General features: G+C 70.1%; 12 protein-coding genes and 1 pseudogene. 12 read left to right on the top strand and 1 reads right to left on the bottom strand.

The features are described 5' to 3' along the window. Positions 1–12: 12 nt before the first annotated feature. The gene (locus tag QM714_RS05710) at positions 13–648 is read right to left on the bottom strand and encodes a TIGR03085 family metal-binding protein (protein WP_415098437.1); all 636 of its coding nucleotides are present in this window, start codon (positions 646–648) and stop codon (positions 13–15) included. 136 nt (positions 649–784) lie between these two features. Between QM714_RS05710 and QM714_RS05705 the strand changes: the two genes are divergently transcribed. The 12 genes and pseudogenes from QM714_RS05705 (at position 785) to QM714_RS05650 (ending at position 16,072) form a co-directional block, all read left to right on the top strand. Further along, positions 785–2,593, top strand: coding sequence for an ABC transporter ATP-binding protein (locus tag QM714_RS05705; protein ID WP_415098435.1), 1,809 nt, complete (start codon positions 785–787; stop codon positions 2,591–2,593). Then, the gene (locus QM714_RS05700) at positions 2,590–4,392 is read left to right on the top strand and encodes an ABC transporter ATP-binding protein (RefSeq protein ID WP_415098433.1); all 1,803 of its coding nucleotides are present in this window, start codon (positions 2,590–2,592) and stop codon (positions 4,390–4,392) included. The genes QM714_RS05705 and QM714_RS05700 overlap by 4 nt, the downstream gene beginning before the upstream one ends. 76 nt (positions 4,393–4,468) lie before the next feature. Further along, a complete protein-coding gene (gene hisI / locus QM714_RS05695; RefSeq protein WP_415098431.1) occupies positions 4,469–4,819 on the top strand; it encodes a phosphoribosyl-AMP cyclohydrolase in 351 nt (116 codons plus the stop codon). After that, positions 4,809–5,411: a Trp biosynthesis-associated membrane protein gene (locus tag QM714_RS05690; protein WP_415098429.1), complete on the top strand. Its 603-nt coding sequence runs from the start codon at positions 4,809–4,811 to the stop codon at positions 5,409–5,411. The genes hisI and QM714_RS05690 overlap by 11 nt, the downstream gene beginning before the upstream one ends. A 55-nt stretch (positions 5,412–5,466) precedes the next feature. Next, positions 5,467–5,655 carry an HGxxPAAW family protein gene (locus QM714_RS05685; RefSeq protein WP_415098427.1) on the top strand — a complete coding sequence of 63 codons (189 nt, stop codon included), beginning with the start codon at positions 5,467–5,469 and terminating at the stop codon, positions 5,653–5,655. Further along, positions 5,655–6,095, top strand: coding sequence for a DUF2752 domain-containing protein (locus QM714_RS05680; RefSeq protein ID WP_415098425.1), 441 nt, complete (start codon positions 5,655–5,657; stop codon positions 6,093–6,095). Before QM714_RS05685 ends, QM714_RS05680 begins: the two co-directional genes overlap by 1 nt. Positions 6,096–6,222: 127 nt before the next feature. Beyond that, a complete protein-coding gene (gene trpC, locus QM714_RS05675; protein ID WP_415098424.1) occupies positions 6,223–7,026 on the top strand; it encodes an indole-3-glycerol phosphate synthase TrpC in 804 nt (267 codons plus the stop codon). Next, positions 7,023–8,252 (top strand): tryptophan synthase subunit beta, encoded by a 1,230-nt coding sequence (trpB, locus tag QM714_RS05670; protein WP_415098422.1) that lies wholly within the window; start codon positions 7,023–7,025, stop codon positions 8,250–8,252. The genes trpC and trpB overlap by 4 nt, the downstream gene beginning before the upstream one ends. Next, on the top strand, positions 8,249–9,055 hold the full coding sequence (gene trpA / locus QM714_RS05665) for a tryptophan synthase subunit alpha (RefSeq protein WP_415098420.1): 807 nt from the start codon (positions 8,249–8,251) through the stop codon (positions 9,053–9,055). Before trpB ends, trpA begins: the two co-directional genes overlap by 4 nt. Next, positions 9,052–9,915 carry a prolipoprotein diacylglyceryl transferase gene (lgt, locus tag QM714_RS05660; protein ID WP_415098418.1) on the top strand — a complete coding sequence of 288 codons (864 nt, stop codon included), beginning with the start codon at positions 9,052–9,054 and terminating at the stop codon, positions 9,913–9,915. The genes trpA and lgt overlap by 4 nt, the downstream gene beginning before the upstream one ends. A 155-nt stretch (positions 9,916–10,070) precedes the next feature. Continuing rightward, positions 10,071–14,622, top strand: a pseudogene (gltB, locus tag QM714_RS05655) (glutamate synthase large subunit). Beyond that, a complete protein-coding gene (locus QM714_RS05650) occupies positions 14,615–16,072 on the top strand; it encodes a glutamate synthase subunit beta (RefSeq protein WP_415098416.1) in 1,458 nt (485 codons plus the stop codon). The pseudogene gltB and the gene QM714_RS05650 overlap by 8 nt, the downstream one beginning before the upstream one ends. Positions 16,073–16,186: the final 114 nt, after the last annotated feature.

The following is a 16,186-nucleotide window of genomic DNA, read 5'->3' as shown; positions in this document are numbered from 1 at the left end:
GCCGATGACGGCTCAGAAGCCGAGCTTGGCTTGACGCAGGGCGGCCACCGCGTCGTCGGGGCCGGTGAGGTCGAGGTCGCGATACCGGTCGCGCCCGAAGAGGAACATGGTGACCTCGACCGGGAGACCCGAGACCACCACCGGGTCGGCGCCGCCGACGAGCACGGCCCTCAAGTCGATGTCGCTGCGGCGGATGACGACCGGGACTCCGATCCGCTTGACCAGACCCTTGCCGGCCGCTCGGAGCCCCGACCAGATCGTCGCCAGATCCCGCTCGTCGAGGGTGCGGGGCACCCAGTCCGGCTGGGCGCGGCGGATGTCCTCGTGGTGGACGACGTACTCCATGGTGTTGGCCAGCTTGTCGATCGGTGGCAGCGCCATCGGGGTGAGACCACGGCCGCGCAGTTGACGGACGAGGGTGTCGAAGTCGCGCCTGGCCAGTCGATCCATGGCGCGGTCGGTGAGCCCGGACAGCGCGGGGAACACGATGCCCGGCGCGGCCCACGGGGTCCGCTCGCGGACCAGCAGGTGAGTCACCAGATCCACGACCGTCCAGCCCTCGCACAGCGTGGGGGCATCCGGCCCGACCTCCAGCGCCAGGTCGCACAGTGCCTCTCGCTCCCGGCGCGCCAGGTAGGTTCCGCTCACTCGATCAACCTATCCGGCCGCCCTACGGGCGGCGTCTACGGCCGGCAGCCGATTCGCACTTGTCGGACCCGCGGCATAGCCTGACGGGGCGATCGGATCGGCGATCGGATCGGACGGGCGAGGAGAGACAGACCAGGTGGCGCGGGCGGAGCAGCGGGTCGGCAGATCCACCACCCTCGAAGGCTTCGCCGTCCTGCTGGTCGCCATCCGACGGGAGCCGTGGATCTTCATGTGGTCCACGCTCGGGAGTGTGCTCTTCGGGGCGCTGACCGTCGCCGACGCCTGGGTCCTCGGCTGGTCCACCGACCACGCCGTGCTGCCGGCCTTCCGTCACGGAGAGATCCGACCCGGGCTGCTCTGGGCGGTGGTGGCGCTGTTCGTCGGGGTCGCCCTGCTTCGAGCCGTCGGCATCGTGGCCCGCAGGTTGGGCGCTGGCATCATGCAGTACCGCATGCAGGCGCACTACCGACGCGCCGTCACCCGGCAGTACCTCTCCCTGCCCCTGGAGTGGCACCAGCGGCATCCCACCGGCCAGCTGCTCTCCAACGCCAACTCCGATGTCGAGGCCGCGTGGGCGCCGATCGCGCCGCTGCCGATGGCGGTGGGCACCGCGGCCATGATGATCATCGCCATCGTCCAGATGCTGCTGGCCGACCTGGTGATGGCGGTCGTCGGCCTGCTGGTCTTCCCGGCGGTGGTCGTCGCCAACCTGGCCTACCAGCGGCTCGCCTCGCCGTTGATGACGCGGGCGCAGGCCCTGCGCGCCGAGGTCAGCGAGATCGCGCACGAGTCCTTCGACGGCGCGATGGTGGTCAAGACGCTGGGCCGGGAGAGCGAGGAGACCGCACGGTTCGCGGCCGGCGCATGCGAGCTGCGCGACGTCAACATCCGGGCCGGCCGGATCCGGGCCGCCTTCGACCCCGTGCTCGCGGCGCTGCCCAACATCGGCGTGCTCGCCGTGCTGGCAGTGGGAGTCGGGCGGGTGCTTCATGGCCAGACGGCTGCCGGCGACGTCGTGACCATCGCCTACCTCCTCACGGTGGTGGCTTTTCCGATCCGATCCTTCGGCTGGCTGCTGGGCGAGTTTCCGCGCAGCGTCGTCGGCTTCCGACGGGTGCAGCACGTGCTGGATGCCACCGGTGAGATGGAGTTCGGCGAGGGCCAGCTCCCGGCCGAGGAGCCCGGCGCCTGGCTCGAGGTGGACCGGTTGACCTACTCCTACGAGCCCGAGCAGGCGGTGCTCGCGGGGCTCAGCTTCAGTGTCGCGCCGGGCAGCACGGTGGCGGTGGTCGGCGCCACCGCGTCAGGCAAGAGCACCCTCACCACCCTGCTCACCCGGTTGGTCGACCCCGACGGTGGCGCCATCCGCATCGACGGGGTCGACCTGCGTGAGCTGCGCAAGGGCGGGCTAGCGGAGGCGGTCGCGGTCGTGCCGCAGACGGCGTTCCTCTTCGACGACACCGTCCGCGGCAATGTCGCTCTCGGGGCGGATGTCTCCGACGAGGAGGTGTGGGAGGCGCTGCGGGTGGCTCAGGCCGACGGCTTCGTGGCTGCGTTGCCGCACGGCCTCGACACTCGACTGGGTGAGCGCGGCACCTCGCTGTCCGGTGGCCAGCGCCAGCGGATCTCGCTGGCGCGAGCGTTGGTACGCCGCCCGCGGCTGCTGATCCTCGACGACGCCACCTCCGCGGTGGACCCCGAGGTCGAGGCTCGGATCCTGGCGGGGCTGCGCCGAGCCGGTGGCGGCACCACCTTGGTCGTGGTGGCCTACCGCAAGGCCACCATCGCGCTGGCCGACGAGGTGGTCCTGCTCGCGGACGGCAGGATCGTCGATCGCGGCCCCCACCAGGAGTTGCTGGTCAGCAACCCTGACTACGCCCGGCTCGTGAACGCCTACGAGCAGGATGCCGAGCCGGTCTCCGAGTCACCAGGGGAGCGCCGATGACGACGATCACGGGGACCGGCACCCGGATGGACTCCGGCGAGGACATCCGTGCGCTCGACACGATCCGGCGTGGGGTGGCGCTCTCCCCGGAGCTCAAGGAGGGCTTCGCCGGCACCCTTGCCCTCGCCGTGCTGGCCTCGGTCGGCCAGGTCGTCGTCCCCGTGGCCGTGCAGCAGACCCTCGACCGCGGGCTGCGCTCCTCCGGCGGGCCGGACGTCGGCTTCACGGTCTGGATGGGCGCACTCGCGGCTGCGGCGATTGCGCTGACCAGCCTGGCGTCGTACTTCATGACCAAGCGGCTCTTCACCTGCTCCGAGCGTGGACTGGCGACGTTGCGGATCAAGGCGTTCCGCCACGTGCACGACCTGCCGCTGCTCACCCAGAACACCGAGCGCAGGGGCGCCCTGGTCTCCCGGGTGACCAGCGACGTCGACCAGGTCAGCCAGTTCCTCGTCTTCGGTGGTCTGCTGATGATCGTCAGCATCGGTCAGGTGATCATCGCGACGATCGTGATGGCGATCTACAGTTGGCAGCTGGCGATCGTGGTGTGGGTCTGCTTCGCGCCGCTCTTCTTGTCACTGCGCTTCTTCCAGCGCCGGCTCTCGGCTGCCTACGGCGTGGTGCGACGGCAGGTCGGGGTGATGCTCTCGGCCATCTCCGAGCCGGTGGTCGGAGCGGCCGTGGTGCGGTCGTACGCCGTCGAGGCCCGCACCCAGGACCGCATCGACGAGGCGGTCGGCGCCTATCAGGCCGCGAGCACCCGCGCCCAGGGGCTGACCGCCTTCTCGTTCTCGCTGGGCGGTGTGTCCGCGGGCCTCGCGAACGCCGGAGTGCTGGTGATCGGCATCTGGCTCGGCCTGGCTGGTGAGATCACCGCTGGCCGCGTGCTCGCGTTCGCATTCCTGGTCAGCCTCTTCGTCGGCCCGGTGCAGATGGGCACCCAGATCCTCACCGACGCGCAGAACGCGATCGCCGGCTGGCGACGAGTGATCGGCATCTTGGACACGCCGGCGGACCTGGTTGATCCCGGCGAGGACGGGGTGGATCTGCCGCGGGGCCCGATCGACGTGCAGTTCGACGATGTCACCTTCGCCTACCCTGACGGCCCGCCGGTCCTGCATGACGTGTCGCTGGACATCGCCGCTGGCACCCGGGTCGCGATCGTCGGAGAGACCGGCTCAGGCAAGTCGACCTTCGCCAAGCTGCTGACTCGACTGATGGATCCCACCCGTGGAGTGGTGCGGCTGGACGGCATCGACGTGCGCTCGATCGCGACCGACACGCTACGGCGCTCGGTGGTGCTCGTGCCTCAGGAGGGCTTCCTGTTCGACGACACCCTGGCGGCGAACGCACGCTACGGGCGACTCGACGCCAGCGACGCCGACATCGAGCTGGCCGCCGAGCAGCTCGGCCTCGGGGACTGGCTGGCGGCGCTGCCGCACGGGCTCGCCACCCGGGTCGGCCAGCGCGGTGAGTCGATGTCGGCGGGGGAGCGGCAGCTGATCGCGCTGCTGCGCGCCCAACTGGCCGACCCCGACCTGCTCGTGCTCGACGAGGCCACGAGCGCGGTGGACCCGGCCCTGGAGATGCGGATCGGCCGGGCGCTGGAGCGACTGATGACAGGCCGCACCTCGGTCACCATCGCGCACCGGCTCTCCACCGCGGAGAACGCCGACGAGGTGATCGTCGTCGACCGCGGCCGGATCGTGCAGCGCGGGCCGCACGCGCGGCTGCTGACCGAGGACGGCGTCTACGCCTTGCTGCACGCCTCCTGGGTTGCCCAGCACGGCGCCCAGTAGCCCGAGCCCAGAAGCCGGCAGCACGCTGAGTGAAGGGGGAGGACCGGTCGTGCTCGTCATCGGGGATACTCGCACGGTGAGCGACCTCGCCCCCGACATCGCGGCACGCCTGCGGCGCAACCCTGACGGACTGGTCCCAGCGGTCGTGCAGCAGCACGACACCGGTGAGGTGCTCATGCTCGGCTGGATGGACGACGAAGCGCTGGCGCGCACTCTCGCTGGAGGCCGAGTGACCTACTGGAGCCGCTCTCGGCGGGAGTACTGGCGCAAGGGCGACACCTCCGGCCACCGCCAGTGGGTCAAGGAGGTCCGACTCGACTGTGACGGCGACACACTGCTGGTCCGGGTCGACCAAGAGGGCCCCGCCTGTCACACCGGTGACCGCACCTGCTTCGACGCCGACGTGCTGTTCGCCGATGGTCGCTGACCACGAGCCCGGTGCAGCGGCCCGATCGAGCCGTCGCACGTTCCTTCCGACCGCTCTCACCGGAGCCGTGGCGGCAGGTGTCGGCGTGCTGGCGGGCTCCCGGCCGTGGTTGACGGCACCCAGCCGGGCGGGATCGGAGGTGGCGCTGGTGCTCGGCCGAGGCAGCCAGGTGCCGCTCGCCGTCTCGCTGGGCCTGGTCGCGCTGGCCGCCTGGGGAGTCCTCCTGGTCACCCGGGGAAAGGTGCGTCGGTTGGCGGCAGTGCTCGGTGTCCTCGCTGCCGTCGGCGTCCTCGCTCTCACGGTCCGGGCCTGGTGGTCGGTGCGTGAGGTCGTACGCGATGATCTGGCGGGTCGCGGCCTCGACGACGTCTCCGTGCACCCGACCTGGTGGTACGCCGTCGCGGTGGTCGCCGCCGGTCTCTCACTTGCTGCGTTCAGCCTGGCCTGGCGGTGGCTTCCGACCTGGCCGGAGATGGGCAGACGCTACGACGCGCCCGGCGTACCTGCTGATAGCGCCGTCCTTGGCGATGCCGACAGCCTCGACCTTTGGAAAGCGCTCGACGAGGGTCGCGATCCCACCGAGGGCTCGTGACCAATATGCTGTCGACAGCATCGATCCCAGACGACGGCGACCCCAGGAGCGATCCATGGCACACCACGGCAACACCCCGGCGGCCTGGACGGGCGTGGCCCTCTCGATGCTGGGGTTCGTGCTCGGCGGGATCGCGCTGATGATCCACCCGTTCGCCTGGCCGCTGTTCTGGATCGGCGTCGTTCTGGTGCTGGGCGGCTGGGTCGTCTACCTGGTCATGGCGAAGCTCGGCTACAACACCTGATGACCTCGGCCGCGCAGTCCTCTCTCACCGACCTGCGTGGCCGTCGGCAGCGGCTGTCGGTGCCGCTCACCACGCTGGGCGCACTCGGTGCGGCCACGGCAGCGCTGCGGCTGCGGGACCCCCACGAGTCAGGCAGCTGGGGCTATTGCCCGTCGTACCTGCTGTTCGGCGTCTACTGCCCGGGCTGCGGCGGCCTGCGCGCGGTCAACGACCTCACCCATGGCGACCTGATCGGCGCCGCGTCGTCCAACCTGCTGTTCGTGCTCGCGCTGCCACTCATCGCCTGGGTTTTCGGGGTCTGGCTGTGGTCGGCCTGGACCGGTCGACCAGCGAGGTGGACGTGGTGGAACACGCGAGCGTTTCGGATGACGTCTCTGACCGCGATCGTCGTCTTCACCGTGCTGCGCAACCTGTCGATCGGCAGTTGGCTGGCGCCCTGATTCGACCAAGCGCGGGCGTCCGGCCCTGATCTCGCCGCTGAGGGACGTGGCAGCGCCGCTGGGCGACCGTGAGAGGCTTGGCGAGCACTGTCCCGACCAGCCACCTGACCCGACCAGCGGAGGCCCCGTGTCCGTCCTCGACGACATCATCGCGGGCGTCCGGATCGACCTGGCGGCGCGTCAGGAGGCGGTCTCGGAAACTGACCTACGTGCTCAGCTCGCCGACGTCGACCCGGCCCGCGACCCGATGCCGCACCTGCGCGCCAGCGGGTCGAGCGTCATCGCCGAGGTGAAGCGCCGCTCGCCCAGCAAGGGCGACCTGTCCGAGATCCCCGACCCAGCAGCGCTGGCGCAGGCCTACGTGCGCGGCGGTGCCGCAGCCATCAGTGTGCTGACCGAGGAGCGGCGCTTCGGCGGCAGCCTGACGGATCTGCGCCGGGTGCGGGCTGCGGTGGGTGTGCCGCTGCTGCGCAAGGACTTCGTCGTCACCGACTACCAGGTGCTCGAGGCGCGGGCAGCCGGGGCCGACCTAGTGCTGCTCATCGTGGCCGCCCTGGACGGTGACGCGCTCGTCCGGCTCCACGATCTGATCCGTGACCTGGGCATGACCGCGCTGGTCGAGGTCCACGACGAGGCCGAGACCGAACGGGCGGTCGACCTGGGCGCCGAGCTGGTCGGCGTCAACGCCCGCAACCTCAAGACGCTCGAGGTCGACCCCGGCTCCTTCGGACGGCTGGCCCCGCTGCTGCCGGTCGACCGGGTGCTGGTTGCCGAGTCCGGCATCACCGGTCCCGCCGACGTGGCCCGCTTCGTCGACGAGGGTGCCCGTGCCGTCCTGGTGGGTGAGGCGCTGGTCCGCGACGGCGACCCGGAAGCGGCGGTGCGGGGGATGACTGGTTTGGTGGGACCGCTGGTGAGGGAGAGACCATGAGTCGGTACGACGCCGATCCGCTCGGCTACTACGGCGACTTCGGGGGGCGCTTCATGCCCGAAGCGCTGGTCGCCGCTCTCGACGAGCTGACCGCGGCCTGGCAGGAAGCGATGGCCGACCCCAGTTTCGTCGAGGAGTTCGCCGACATCCTGCGTGACTACGCAGGCGTCCCGAGCCGGCTCTACGACGCTCGTCGACTCTCCGAGGTCGCCGGGGTCCGGATCCTGCTCAAGCGCGAGGACCTCAATCACACTGGCGCCCACAAGATCCGCAACGTGATGGGTCAGGCGCTGCTGACCAAGCGGATGGGCAAGTCCCGGGTGATCGCGGAGACGGGTGCTGGCCAGCATGGTGTCGCGAGCGCAACGGCAGCGGCGTACTTCGGCCTCGACTGCACCGTCTACATGGGATCGGTAGACACCCGCCGGCAGGCGCTCAACGTCGCCCGGATGAACCTGCTCGGAGCCACGGTGGTCCCGGTCGACTCCGGGTCGGCAACGCTCAAGGACGCCATCAACGAGGCGCTGCGTGACTGGGTCGCCTCGGTCGACTACACCGCGTATCTCTTCGGCACCGCGGCTGGCCCGCACCCCTTCCCGAGCTTGGTACGCGACTTCACCCGGGGGATCGGCGACGAGGCTCGGGCCCAATGCCTGGAGCTCACCGGTCGGCTGCCGGACGCGGTCGCAGCATGTGTGGGCGGGGGGTCGAATGCGATCGGCCTGTTCACGGCGTTCCTCGAGGACGACGACGTGGCCATCTACGGCTTCGAGGCGGGTGGCGACGGCGTGGAGACCGGCCGGCACGCCGCCACTATCGTGGCGGGCGAGCGCGGCGTCCTGCATGGCGCCCGCACCTATGTCCTGCAGGACGAGGACGGCCAGACCATCGAGTCACACTCCATCTCGGCGGGCCTGGACTATCCCGGCGTCGGGCCGCAGCACGCCCACCTGGCCAAGACCGGCCGGGCGACCTACCAGGCGGTGACCGACGCCGAGGCGATGGACGCGCTTGAGCTGCTGAGCCGCACGGAAGGGATCATCCCTGCCATCGAGTCCGCGCACGCCGTGGCCGGCGCGCTGCGGGTGGCGCGCGAGCTGGCCGAGACACGGGGTCCGGAAGCCGTGATGCTGGTCAACCTCAGCGGCCGCGGCGACAAGGACATGGACACCGCGATCGAATGGTTCGGACTCGGCGGCGAGCAGACCGGGGGGGACACCCAGTGAGCGTGGCACCCGCATTCGCGACCGCCCGGGCCGAGGGTCGGGCGGCCCTGGTCGGCTACCTGCCGGCCGGCTTCCCCGACGTTGCCGGCGGCATCGAGGCGATCCGCACGCTGGTCGATGCTGGCTGCGACGTCATCGAGATCGGCCTGCCCTACACCGACCCGGTCATGGACGGCCCGACCATCCAGGCCGCCGCGCAGCTCGCCCTCGAGGGGGGAGTCCGCACCCACGACGTGCTGCGGACCGTCGAGGCGGTGGCGGCCACCGGCGTCCCGGTCCTGGTGATGACCTACTGGAACCCGATCGAGAGGTACGGCGTCGACCGGTTCGCCGCCGACCTGGCGGCGGCGGGAGGCTCGGGTCTGATCACCCCCGACCTCACCCCGGACAGCGCCGCCGAGTGGATCGCCGCCGCTGACGAGCGCGGGCTGGACAAGATCTTCCTGGTGGCGCCGTCCTCCACCGACGAGCGGATCGCGCTCACCACGACAGCGTGTCGGGGCTTCGTCTACGCTGCGGCCGTGATGGGTGTGACCGGCGCCCGGTCGACCTCGAGCAATCTGGCCGAGCCGCTGGTCGCCAGGACCCGGCGCACCACCGATCTGCCGATCGGCGTCGGCCTGGGCGTCAGCACGCGGGCCCAGGCCGCCGAGGTGGCGACGTACGCCGACGCGGTGATCGTGGGCTCGGCGTTCGTCCGCCCGCTGCTCGACCACCTGGACGACTCGGGCGCCGGTCTGCGCAGCCTGGCCCAGCTCACCACCGAGTTGGCCAAGGGAGTGCGCGGCGAGGTGGACGGATGATCCTGCCGCTGAGCATCCCCAGTCCCGCCCAGGGCGTCTGGCACCTCGGCCCCCTCCCGATCCGCGGCTACGCGCTGTGCATCATCCTCGGCATCATCGTGGCCATCTGGATCGGCGAGCGTCGCTGGGTGGCGCGCGGCGGACGACCGAACCAGGTGACCGACCTGGCCCTGTGGGCGGTTCCGTTCGGAGTGATCGGTGGCCGGCTATACCACGTGGCGACCGACTGGAAGCTCTACTTCGGCGACGTCGGCAACCCGTGGGCGGCGCTCTATATCTGGCGTGGTGGGCTCGGCATCTGGGGCGCCGTCGCGCTCGGCGCCGTCGGTGTCTTCATTGGCGCCCGCCGCCAGGGCATCCGCTTCCCACCGATGCTCGACGCGCTGGCGCCGGGAGTGCTGGTGGCCCAGGCGATCGGACGGTGGGGCAACTGGTTCAACCAGGAGCTGTTCGGCAAGCCGACCACGCTGCCCTGGGGACTGCGCATCGACGAAGAGCATCGCCCACTCGGCTACGAGCAGTACTCCACCTTCCACCCGACCTTCCTGTACGAATGCCTGTGGAACCTGGGCGGCTTCGCCATCTTGATCTGGGCCGACCGCCGCTTCCGGCTGGGCCACGGCCGGGTCTTCGCGCTCTACGTGATGGTCTACACGCTCGGCCGAGGCTGGATCGAGGACCTCCGCATCGATCCGGTCCAGCTCAGCGACGTCGACGGACTCAGGTTCAACGTCTGGGTCTCGATCGTCGCGTTCGTCGCCGCGACGGCGTACTTCGTCTGGGCCGGCCGCACCAAACCCGGTCGGGAGACCGACGTCTACCTGCCCGGCCGCGAGCCCGCGTCCGCTCCCCAGTCATGACCGAGCGGGCATGGGCCTCGGTGGTAGCCTGATCGCTCTGCTGCGGGCCAACGTCGTCCCCTGCTTGTCACCAGCACCAGCCAGACCCGTCCCGAAAGGCGTGATAGGTCCTCGACCTCGTCGCCGCTCGGGACAACGACGACGGGAGCACGCCGATGGCACCGCTGCACGCATTCCCGGCGCCGCAGGGGCTCTACGACCCGGCGCACGAGCACGACGCTTGCGGGGTGGCCTTCGTCGCGACTCTGACGGGTGAGGCGAGCCACCGGATCGTGGAGCAGGGGCTGACGGCGCTCCGCAACCTCGACCACCGCGGCGCCGCCGGCGCCGAGGTCAACTCCGGCGACGGTGCCGGAATCCTGCTCCAGGTCCCCGACGCCTTCCTGCGTGAGGTGGTCGACTTCGAGCTCCCGCCGCCGGGGAGCTATGCCGCAGGCATCGCCTTTCTGCCCGGTGACTTAGAGCAGGTCGAGAAGACCCGACGACGCATCGAGGAGCTCGCGGCCGAGGAGGGCCTGTCGGTGCTCGGCTGGCGGGAGGTGCCGACCGACCCGTCGGAGCTGGGTGCGACCGCCCGCTCGGTGATGCCGACGTTCGGCCAGTTGTTCGTGGCCGGCGCCGGGGCACGCGTGGCCGGGATGGCCTTGGAGCGGCTGGCGTTCTGCCTGCGCAAGCGCGCGGAGAAGGAGACCGAGGTCTACTTCCCCTCACTCTCCTCGCGGACCCTGGTCTACAAGGGCATGCTCACCACCGCCCAGCTCGACCACGTCTTCACCGACCTGACCGACCCCCGAGTCACCTCGGCGCTCGCCGTGGTGCACTCCCGCTTCTCCACCAACACCTTCCCGAGCTGGCCGCTGGCCCACCCGTTCCGGTTCATCGCCCACAACGGCGAGATCAACACCGTGATGGGCAATCGCAACTGGATGCGTGCCCGAGAAGCGCTGCTCAAGTCGGACCTGATCCCCGGCGACCTCGACCGACTCTTCCCGATCTGCACCCCGGGCGCGTCCGACTCGGCGAGCTTCGACGAGGTGCTCGAGCTGTTGCACCTCGGCGGCCGGTCGCTACCCCACGCCGTGCTGATGATGATCCCGGAGGCGTGGGAGAACCACACCGAGATGGACGAGAAGCGGCGCGCCTTCTACGGCTTCCACGCCGCGATGATGGAGCCTTGGGACGGACCTGCCGCGGTCGTCTTCACAGACGGCACCCAGATCGGTGCCGTGCTCGATCGCAACGGGCTGCGGCCCTCGCGCTACTGGGTCACCGACGACGGCCTGGTCGTGCTCGCCTCCGAGGTCGGCGTCCTCGACCTCGACCCGACCACCGTGGTCCGCAAGGGACGCCTGCAGCCCGGCCGGATGTTCCTCGTCGACACCGACGAGCATCGGATCATCGAGGACGAGGAGATCAAGGCCGAGCTCGCCGCCGAGCATCCCTACGACGAGTGGCTGCACGCGGGCATGATCCGGCTCGGCGACCTGCCCGAGCGTGAGCACGTGATCCACACGCACGCGTCGGTGACCCGCCGGCAGCAGATCTTCGGCTACTCCGAGGAGGAGCTGCGGGTCATCTTGACCCCGATGGCCAACTCCGGTGCGGAGCCGATCGGCTCGATGGGCACCGACACTCCGATCGCCGCGCTGTCGGACCGGCCACGCCTCCTCTTCGACTACTTCAGCCAGCTCTTCGCCCAGGTCACCAACCCACCGCTGGACGCGATCCGCGAGGAGTTGGTGACCTCGCTGTCCGGCTCGATCGGCCCCGAGGCCAATCTGCTCGACCCCGGTCCGGCGGCCTGTCGTCAGGTGGTGCTGCCGTTCCCGGTGATCTCGAACGACGACCTCACCAAGATCAGGCACGTCAACCGGGACGGCGACATGCCCGGGTTCATTACCCACGTCTCTCGGGGGCTGTACGACGTCGAGGGCGGCGGCCCGGCCATGGCAGAGCGGATCGAGGAGATCTGCGCAGAGGTGTCCGAGGCCATCGCCGGAGGCGCCCGGATCATCGTGCTCTCCGACCGGCACTCCACGGCCGAGCTGGCACCGATCCCGTCGCTGCTCCTCACCGGCGCGATCCACCACCACCTGGTGCGGGAGAAGACCCGCACGCAGGTCGGTCTGGTGGTCGAGGCGGGCGATGTGCGGGAGGTGCACCACGTCGCCCTGCTGATCGGCCACGGCGCCGCTGCGGTCAACCCCTACCTCGCCACGGAGAGTGTCGAGGACCTCGCCCGGAACGGCTTCTACGTGAAGACCGACCCCGAGGTGGCGGTCGCGAACCTGATCAAGGCACTCGGCAAGGGTGTGCTCAAGGTGATGTCCAAGATGGGCGTCTCGACGGTGGCGTCCTACACCGGGGCCCAGATCTTCGAGGCCATCGGCCTGTCCCAGGCGGTGGTGGACAAGTACTTCACCGGCACGACCTCCAAGCTCGGTGGCATCGAGCTGGACACGATCGCCGAGGAGGTGGCCCGGCGCCACGCGACGGCGTACCCCCGCGGCGGCATCCTGCCCGCGCACCGCGAACTGACCATCGGCGGTGAGTATCAGTGGCGTCGGGACGGCGAACCGCACCTCTTCGATCCCGAAACCGTCTTCCGGCTGCAGCACTCGACCCGCAACCAGCGCTACGACATCTTCAAGCAGTACACCTCCCGCATCGACCAGCAGGCCGAGCGGCTGATGACACTGCGCGGGCTGTTCGCCTTCCGCGACGCCGAGAGCCTCGGCCGCACCCCGATCGACATCGACGAGGTCGAGCCCGCCGAGGAGATCTTGAAGCGCTTCTCGACCGGGGCGATGTCCTACGGCTCGATCAGCCTGGAGGCACACCAGACCCTGGCTATCGCGATGAACAGCATCGGCGCCAAGTCCAACACCGGCGAGGGCGGCGAGGAGCCGGATCGCCTGCACGACCCGGCCCGGCGCTCGGCCATCAAGCAGGTCGCCTCGGGTCGCTTCGGGGTGACCTCTGAATACCTCACCAACGCCGACGACATCCAGATCAAGATGGCCCAGGGGGCCAAGCCGGGGGAGGGTGGCCAGCTGCCCGGCAACAAGGTCTATCCGTGGATCGCCCGGACCCGCCACTCGACGCCGGGCGTCGGCCTGATCAGTCCGCCGCCCCACCACGACATCTACTCGATCGAGGATCTGGCCCAACTGATCCACGACCTCAAGAACGCCAATCCGGACGCACGCATCCACGTCAAGCTCGTCTCCGAGGTGGGCGTCGGCACGGTGGCCGCCGGAGTGTCCAAGGCGCATGCCGACGTGGTGCTCATCTCCGGTCACGATGGTGGCACCGGTGCCTCACCGCTGACCTCGCTCAAGCACGCGGGCGGCCCGTGGGAAGCTCGGCCTCGCCGAGACCCAGCAGACGCTGCTGCTCAACGGGCTGCGCGACCGGATCGTGGTGCAGACCGACGGCCAGCTCAAGACCGGTCGTGATGTGGTTGTGGCGGCGCTGCTGGGTGCGGAGGAGTTCGGCTTCGCGACCGCTCCGCTGGTCGTCTCGGGGTGTGTGCTGATGCGGGTCTGTCACCTGGACACCTGCCCGGTCGGGGTGGCGACGCAGAACCCGGTGCTCCGCGAGCGGTTCTCCGGGAAGCCTGAGTTCGTGGTCACGTTCTTCGAGTACATCGCCGAGGAGGTCCGCGAGATCCTGGCGAGCCTGGGCTTCCGAACGCTGGCCGAGGCGGTTGGCCATGCGGAGGCGCTCGATGTCACCAGGGCGGTGGAGCACTGGAAGACCGCCGGCCTCGACCTGCAGCCGATCTTGCACCGACCCGAGTCGGACGGCCAGTTCGCCGACCAGGACCTGCGCTGCACCAAGTCGCAGGACCATGGTCTGGACAAGGCGCTGGACAACCAGCTGATCGAGCTGGCGCAACCGGCGCTCGAGCACGGGGAGCCGGTGCACATCCAGCTCCCGGTCCGCAACGTGAACCGCACGGTGGGCACCATGCTGGGTCACGAGGTCACCAAACGTTATCGCGGTGCGGGTCTGCCCGACGGCACCATCGACGTCGGCCTCACCGGCTCCGCCGGGCAGTCCTTCGGTGCGTTCCTCCCGCGCGGGATCACCTTGCGGCTGCACGGCGACGCCAACGACTACGTCGGCAAGGGCCTGTCCGGGGGCCGGCTCGTCGTCGTCCCGCCGGCCGGAGTGGGCTTCCGCTCGCACGAACAGATCATCGCCGGCAACACCACGGCGTACGGCGCCACCGGCGGCGAGATCTTCCTCCGCGGTGGTGTCGGCGAGCGGTGCTGCGTGCGTAACTCCGGCGCGACCGTCGTCACCGAAGGCGTCGGCGACCACGGCTGCGAGTACATGACCGGTGGCCGGGTCGTCGTGCTCGGCAAGACGGGCCGCAACTTCGCGGCCGGGATGAGCGGAGGCTACGCCTTCGTGCTCGATCTCAAGCAGCATCGTGTGAACGGTGAGCTCGTCGAGCTCGGGCCCGTCGAGGGCGGCCGCGCCGAGGAGCTGTTCGACCTGGTCACCCGCTTCGCCGAGGAGACCGGTTCGGAGGTGGCGACCGGTCTGTTGGACCACTGGCCCGAAGCACTGGCCAGGTTCACCCTGGTGATGCCCACCGACTACCGCCGAGTGCTCGAGGTGCGTGCCGACGCCACCGCTGCCGGGCTCGACGACGACCAGGCCGAGGCCCGCATCATGGAGGTGCTCTATGGCTGATCCGAAGGGCTTCCTCGAGCACGGCCGCGAGTTGGCCGGCCGCCGTCCGGTGGCGGAGCGGGTCCACGACTGGCAGGAGGTCTACCCGGGCGGTGTCGGGCGCGCGCTGCTGCCCATCGTCACCACTCAGGCGAGCCGCTGCATGGACTGCGGCATCCCCTTCTGCCACCAGGGCTGCCCGTTGGGGAACCTCATCCCGGAGTGGAACGACCTGGTCTGGCGTGACGACTGGTCCGAGGCGACCGAGCGACTGCACGCCACGAACAACTTCCCCGAGTTCACCGGGCGGCTGTGCCCGGCACCCTGCGAGACCGCCTGCGTGCTCGGCATCAACGCCGATCCGGTGACCATCAAGAACGTCGAGGTGTCGATCATCGACCGGGCCTGGGAGTCCGGCCAGGTGCGTCCTCAACCGCCGGAGTGGCTGTCGGGTCGGACCGTCGCTGTCATCGGGTCCGGTCCGTCCGGGCTGGCCGCGGCCCAGCAGCTCACCAGGGCCGGTCACACCGTCGCCGTCTACGAGCGCGCCGACAAGCTCGGTGGGTTGCTCCGCTACGGCATCCCCGAGTTCAAGATGGAGAAGCAGCATCTGGATCGTCGGATCGACCAGATGCGTCGGGAGGGCACCGTCTTCCGCACTGGCGTCCAGGTCGGCGACGAGTTGCGCGGTGACCAGCTGCGGGAGCGGTACGACGCCGTCGTGCTGGCCATCGGTTCCACGGTGCCGCGCGACCTTCCGGTGTCCGGTCGCGAACTGGACGGCATCCACCAGGCGATGGAGTACCTTCCGCAGGCCAACCGAGTGGCACTGGGCGTGGAGGTGCCCGATCAGATCCATGCCGGCGGCAAGGACGTCGTGATCATCGGCGGTGGCGACACCGGGGCCGACTGCCTCGGCACCGCGCTTCGCCAGGGGGCCGCCTCGGTGACGCAGCTTGAGATCATGCCTCGACCGCCGCAGGACCGGCCGGCGGGTCAGCCGTGGCCGACCTATCCGATGACGTTCCGGATCTCCTCGGCCCACGAGGAGGGCGGCGATCGGGTCTATGCCGTCTCGACCCGGGAGTTCCTCGGGGACGACGCGGGCCGTGTGCGGGCGCTCCGCCTGAGCGAGGTGGACGGTTCGTTCCAGCCGGTGCCCGGCACCGAGCGGGAGATCCCCGCGCAGTTGGTGCTCTTCGCGATGGGCTTCGTCGGGCCACAACAGCCCGGTCTGGTCGAGCAGCTGGGCGTCGCCCTGGACGAGCGCGGAAACATCGTCCGGGACGCGTCCTACGCCACCTCGATCGAGGGCGTCTTCGTCGCCGGCGACGCCGGCCGTGGCCAGTCGCTGATCGTCTGGGCGATCGCCGAGGGCCGGTCGGCTGCCTCGGCCGTCGACCGCTACCTGACCGGATCCACCACTCTCCCCGCGCCGATCCCACCCACCGCTCGGCCGGTGGTCGTGTAGGCGGCCCCGCGTCTGCCGCGGTCTTCTTGCCTCTGCCGCGGCCCTATGGTGGCAAAGTGCCCTGTAGACCGGGCCCTGACCCACTACAGCACCGCGGGAGATGGGTCAGCCAGG

It is taken from the genome of Nocardioides sp., assembly GCF_047602075.1.
In the GTDB taxonomy this organism is placed as follows: Bacteria; Actinomycetota; Actinomycetes; order Propionibacteriales; family Nocardioidaceae; genus Nocardioides.
Note: the sequence above shows the minus strand (reverse complement) of the source record. Positions and strands in the feature narration are given on the sequence as shown.

What these genes read in the sequence shown, in the direction of transcription:
- QM714_RS05690 (WP_415098429.1), top strand. Translation starts at nt 4,809, where the DNA reads ATGGTCGCTGACCACGAGCCCGGTGCAGCGGCCCGATCGAGCCGTCGC.
- lgt (WP_415098418.1), top strand. Translation starts at nt 9,052, where the DNA reads ATGATCCTGCCGCTGAGCATCCCCAGTCCCGCCCAGGGCGTCTGGCAC.
- QM714_RS05650 (WP_415098416.1), top strand. Translation starts at nt 14,615, where the DNA reads ATGGCTGATCCGAAGGGCTTCCTCGAGCACGGCCGCGAGTTGGCCGGC.
- QM714_RS05680 (WP_415098425.1), top strand. Translation starts at nt 5,655, where the DNA reads ATGACCTCGGCCGCGCAGTCCTCTCTCACCGACCTGCGTGGCCGTCGG.
- trpB (WP_415098422.1), top strand. Translation starts at nt 7,023, where the DNA reads ATGAGTCGGTACGACGCCGATCCGCTCGGCTACTACGGCGACTTCGGG.
- QM714_RS05685 (WP_415098427.1), top strand. Translation starts at nt 5,467, where the DNA reads ATGGCACACCACGGCAACACCCCGGCGGCCTGGACGGGCGTGGCCCTC.
- QM714_RS05700 (WP_415098433.1), top strand. Translation starts at nt 2,590, where the DNA reads ATGACGACGATCACGGGGACCGGCACCCGGATGGACTCCGGCGAGGAC.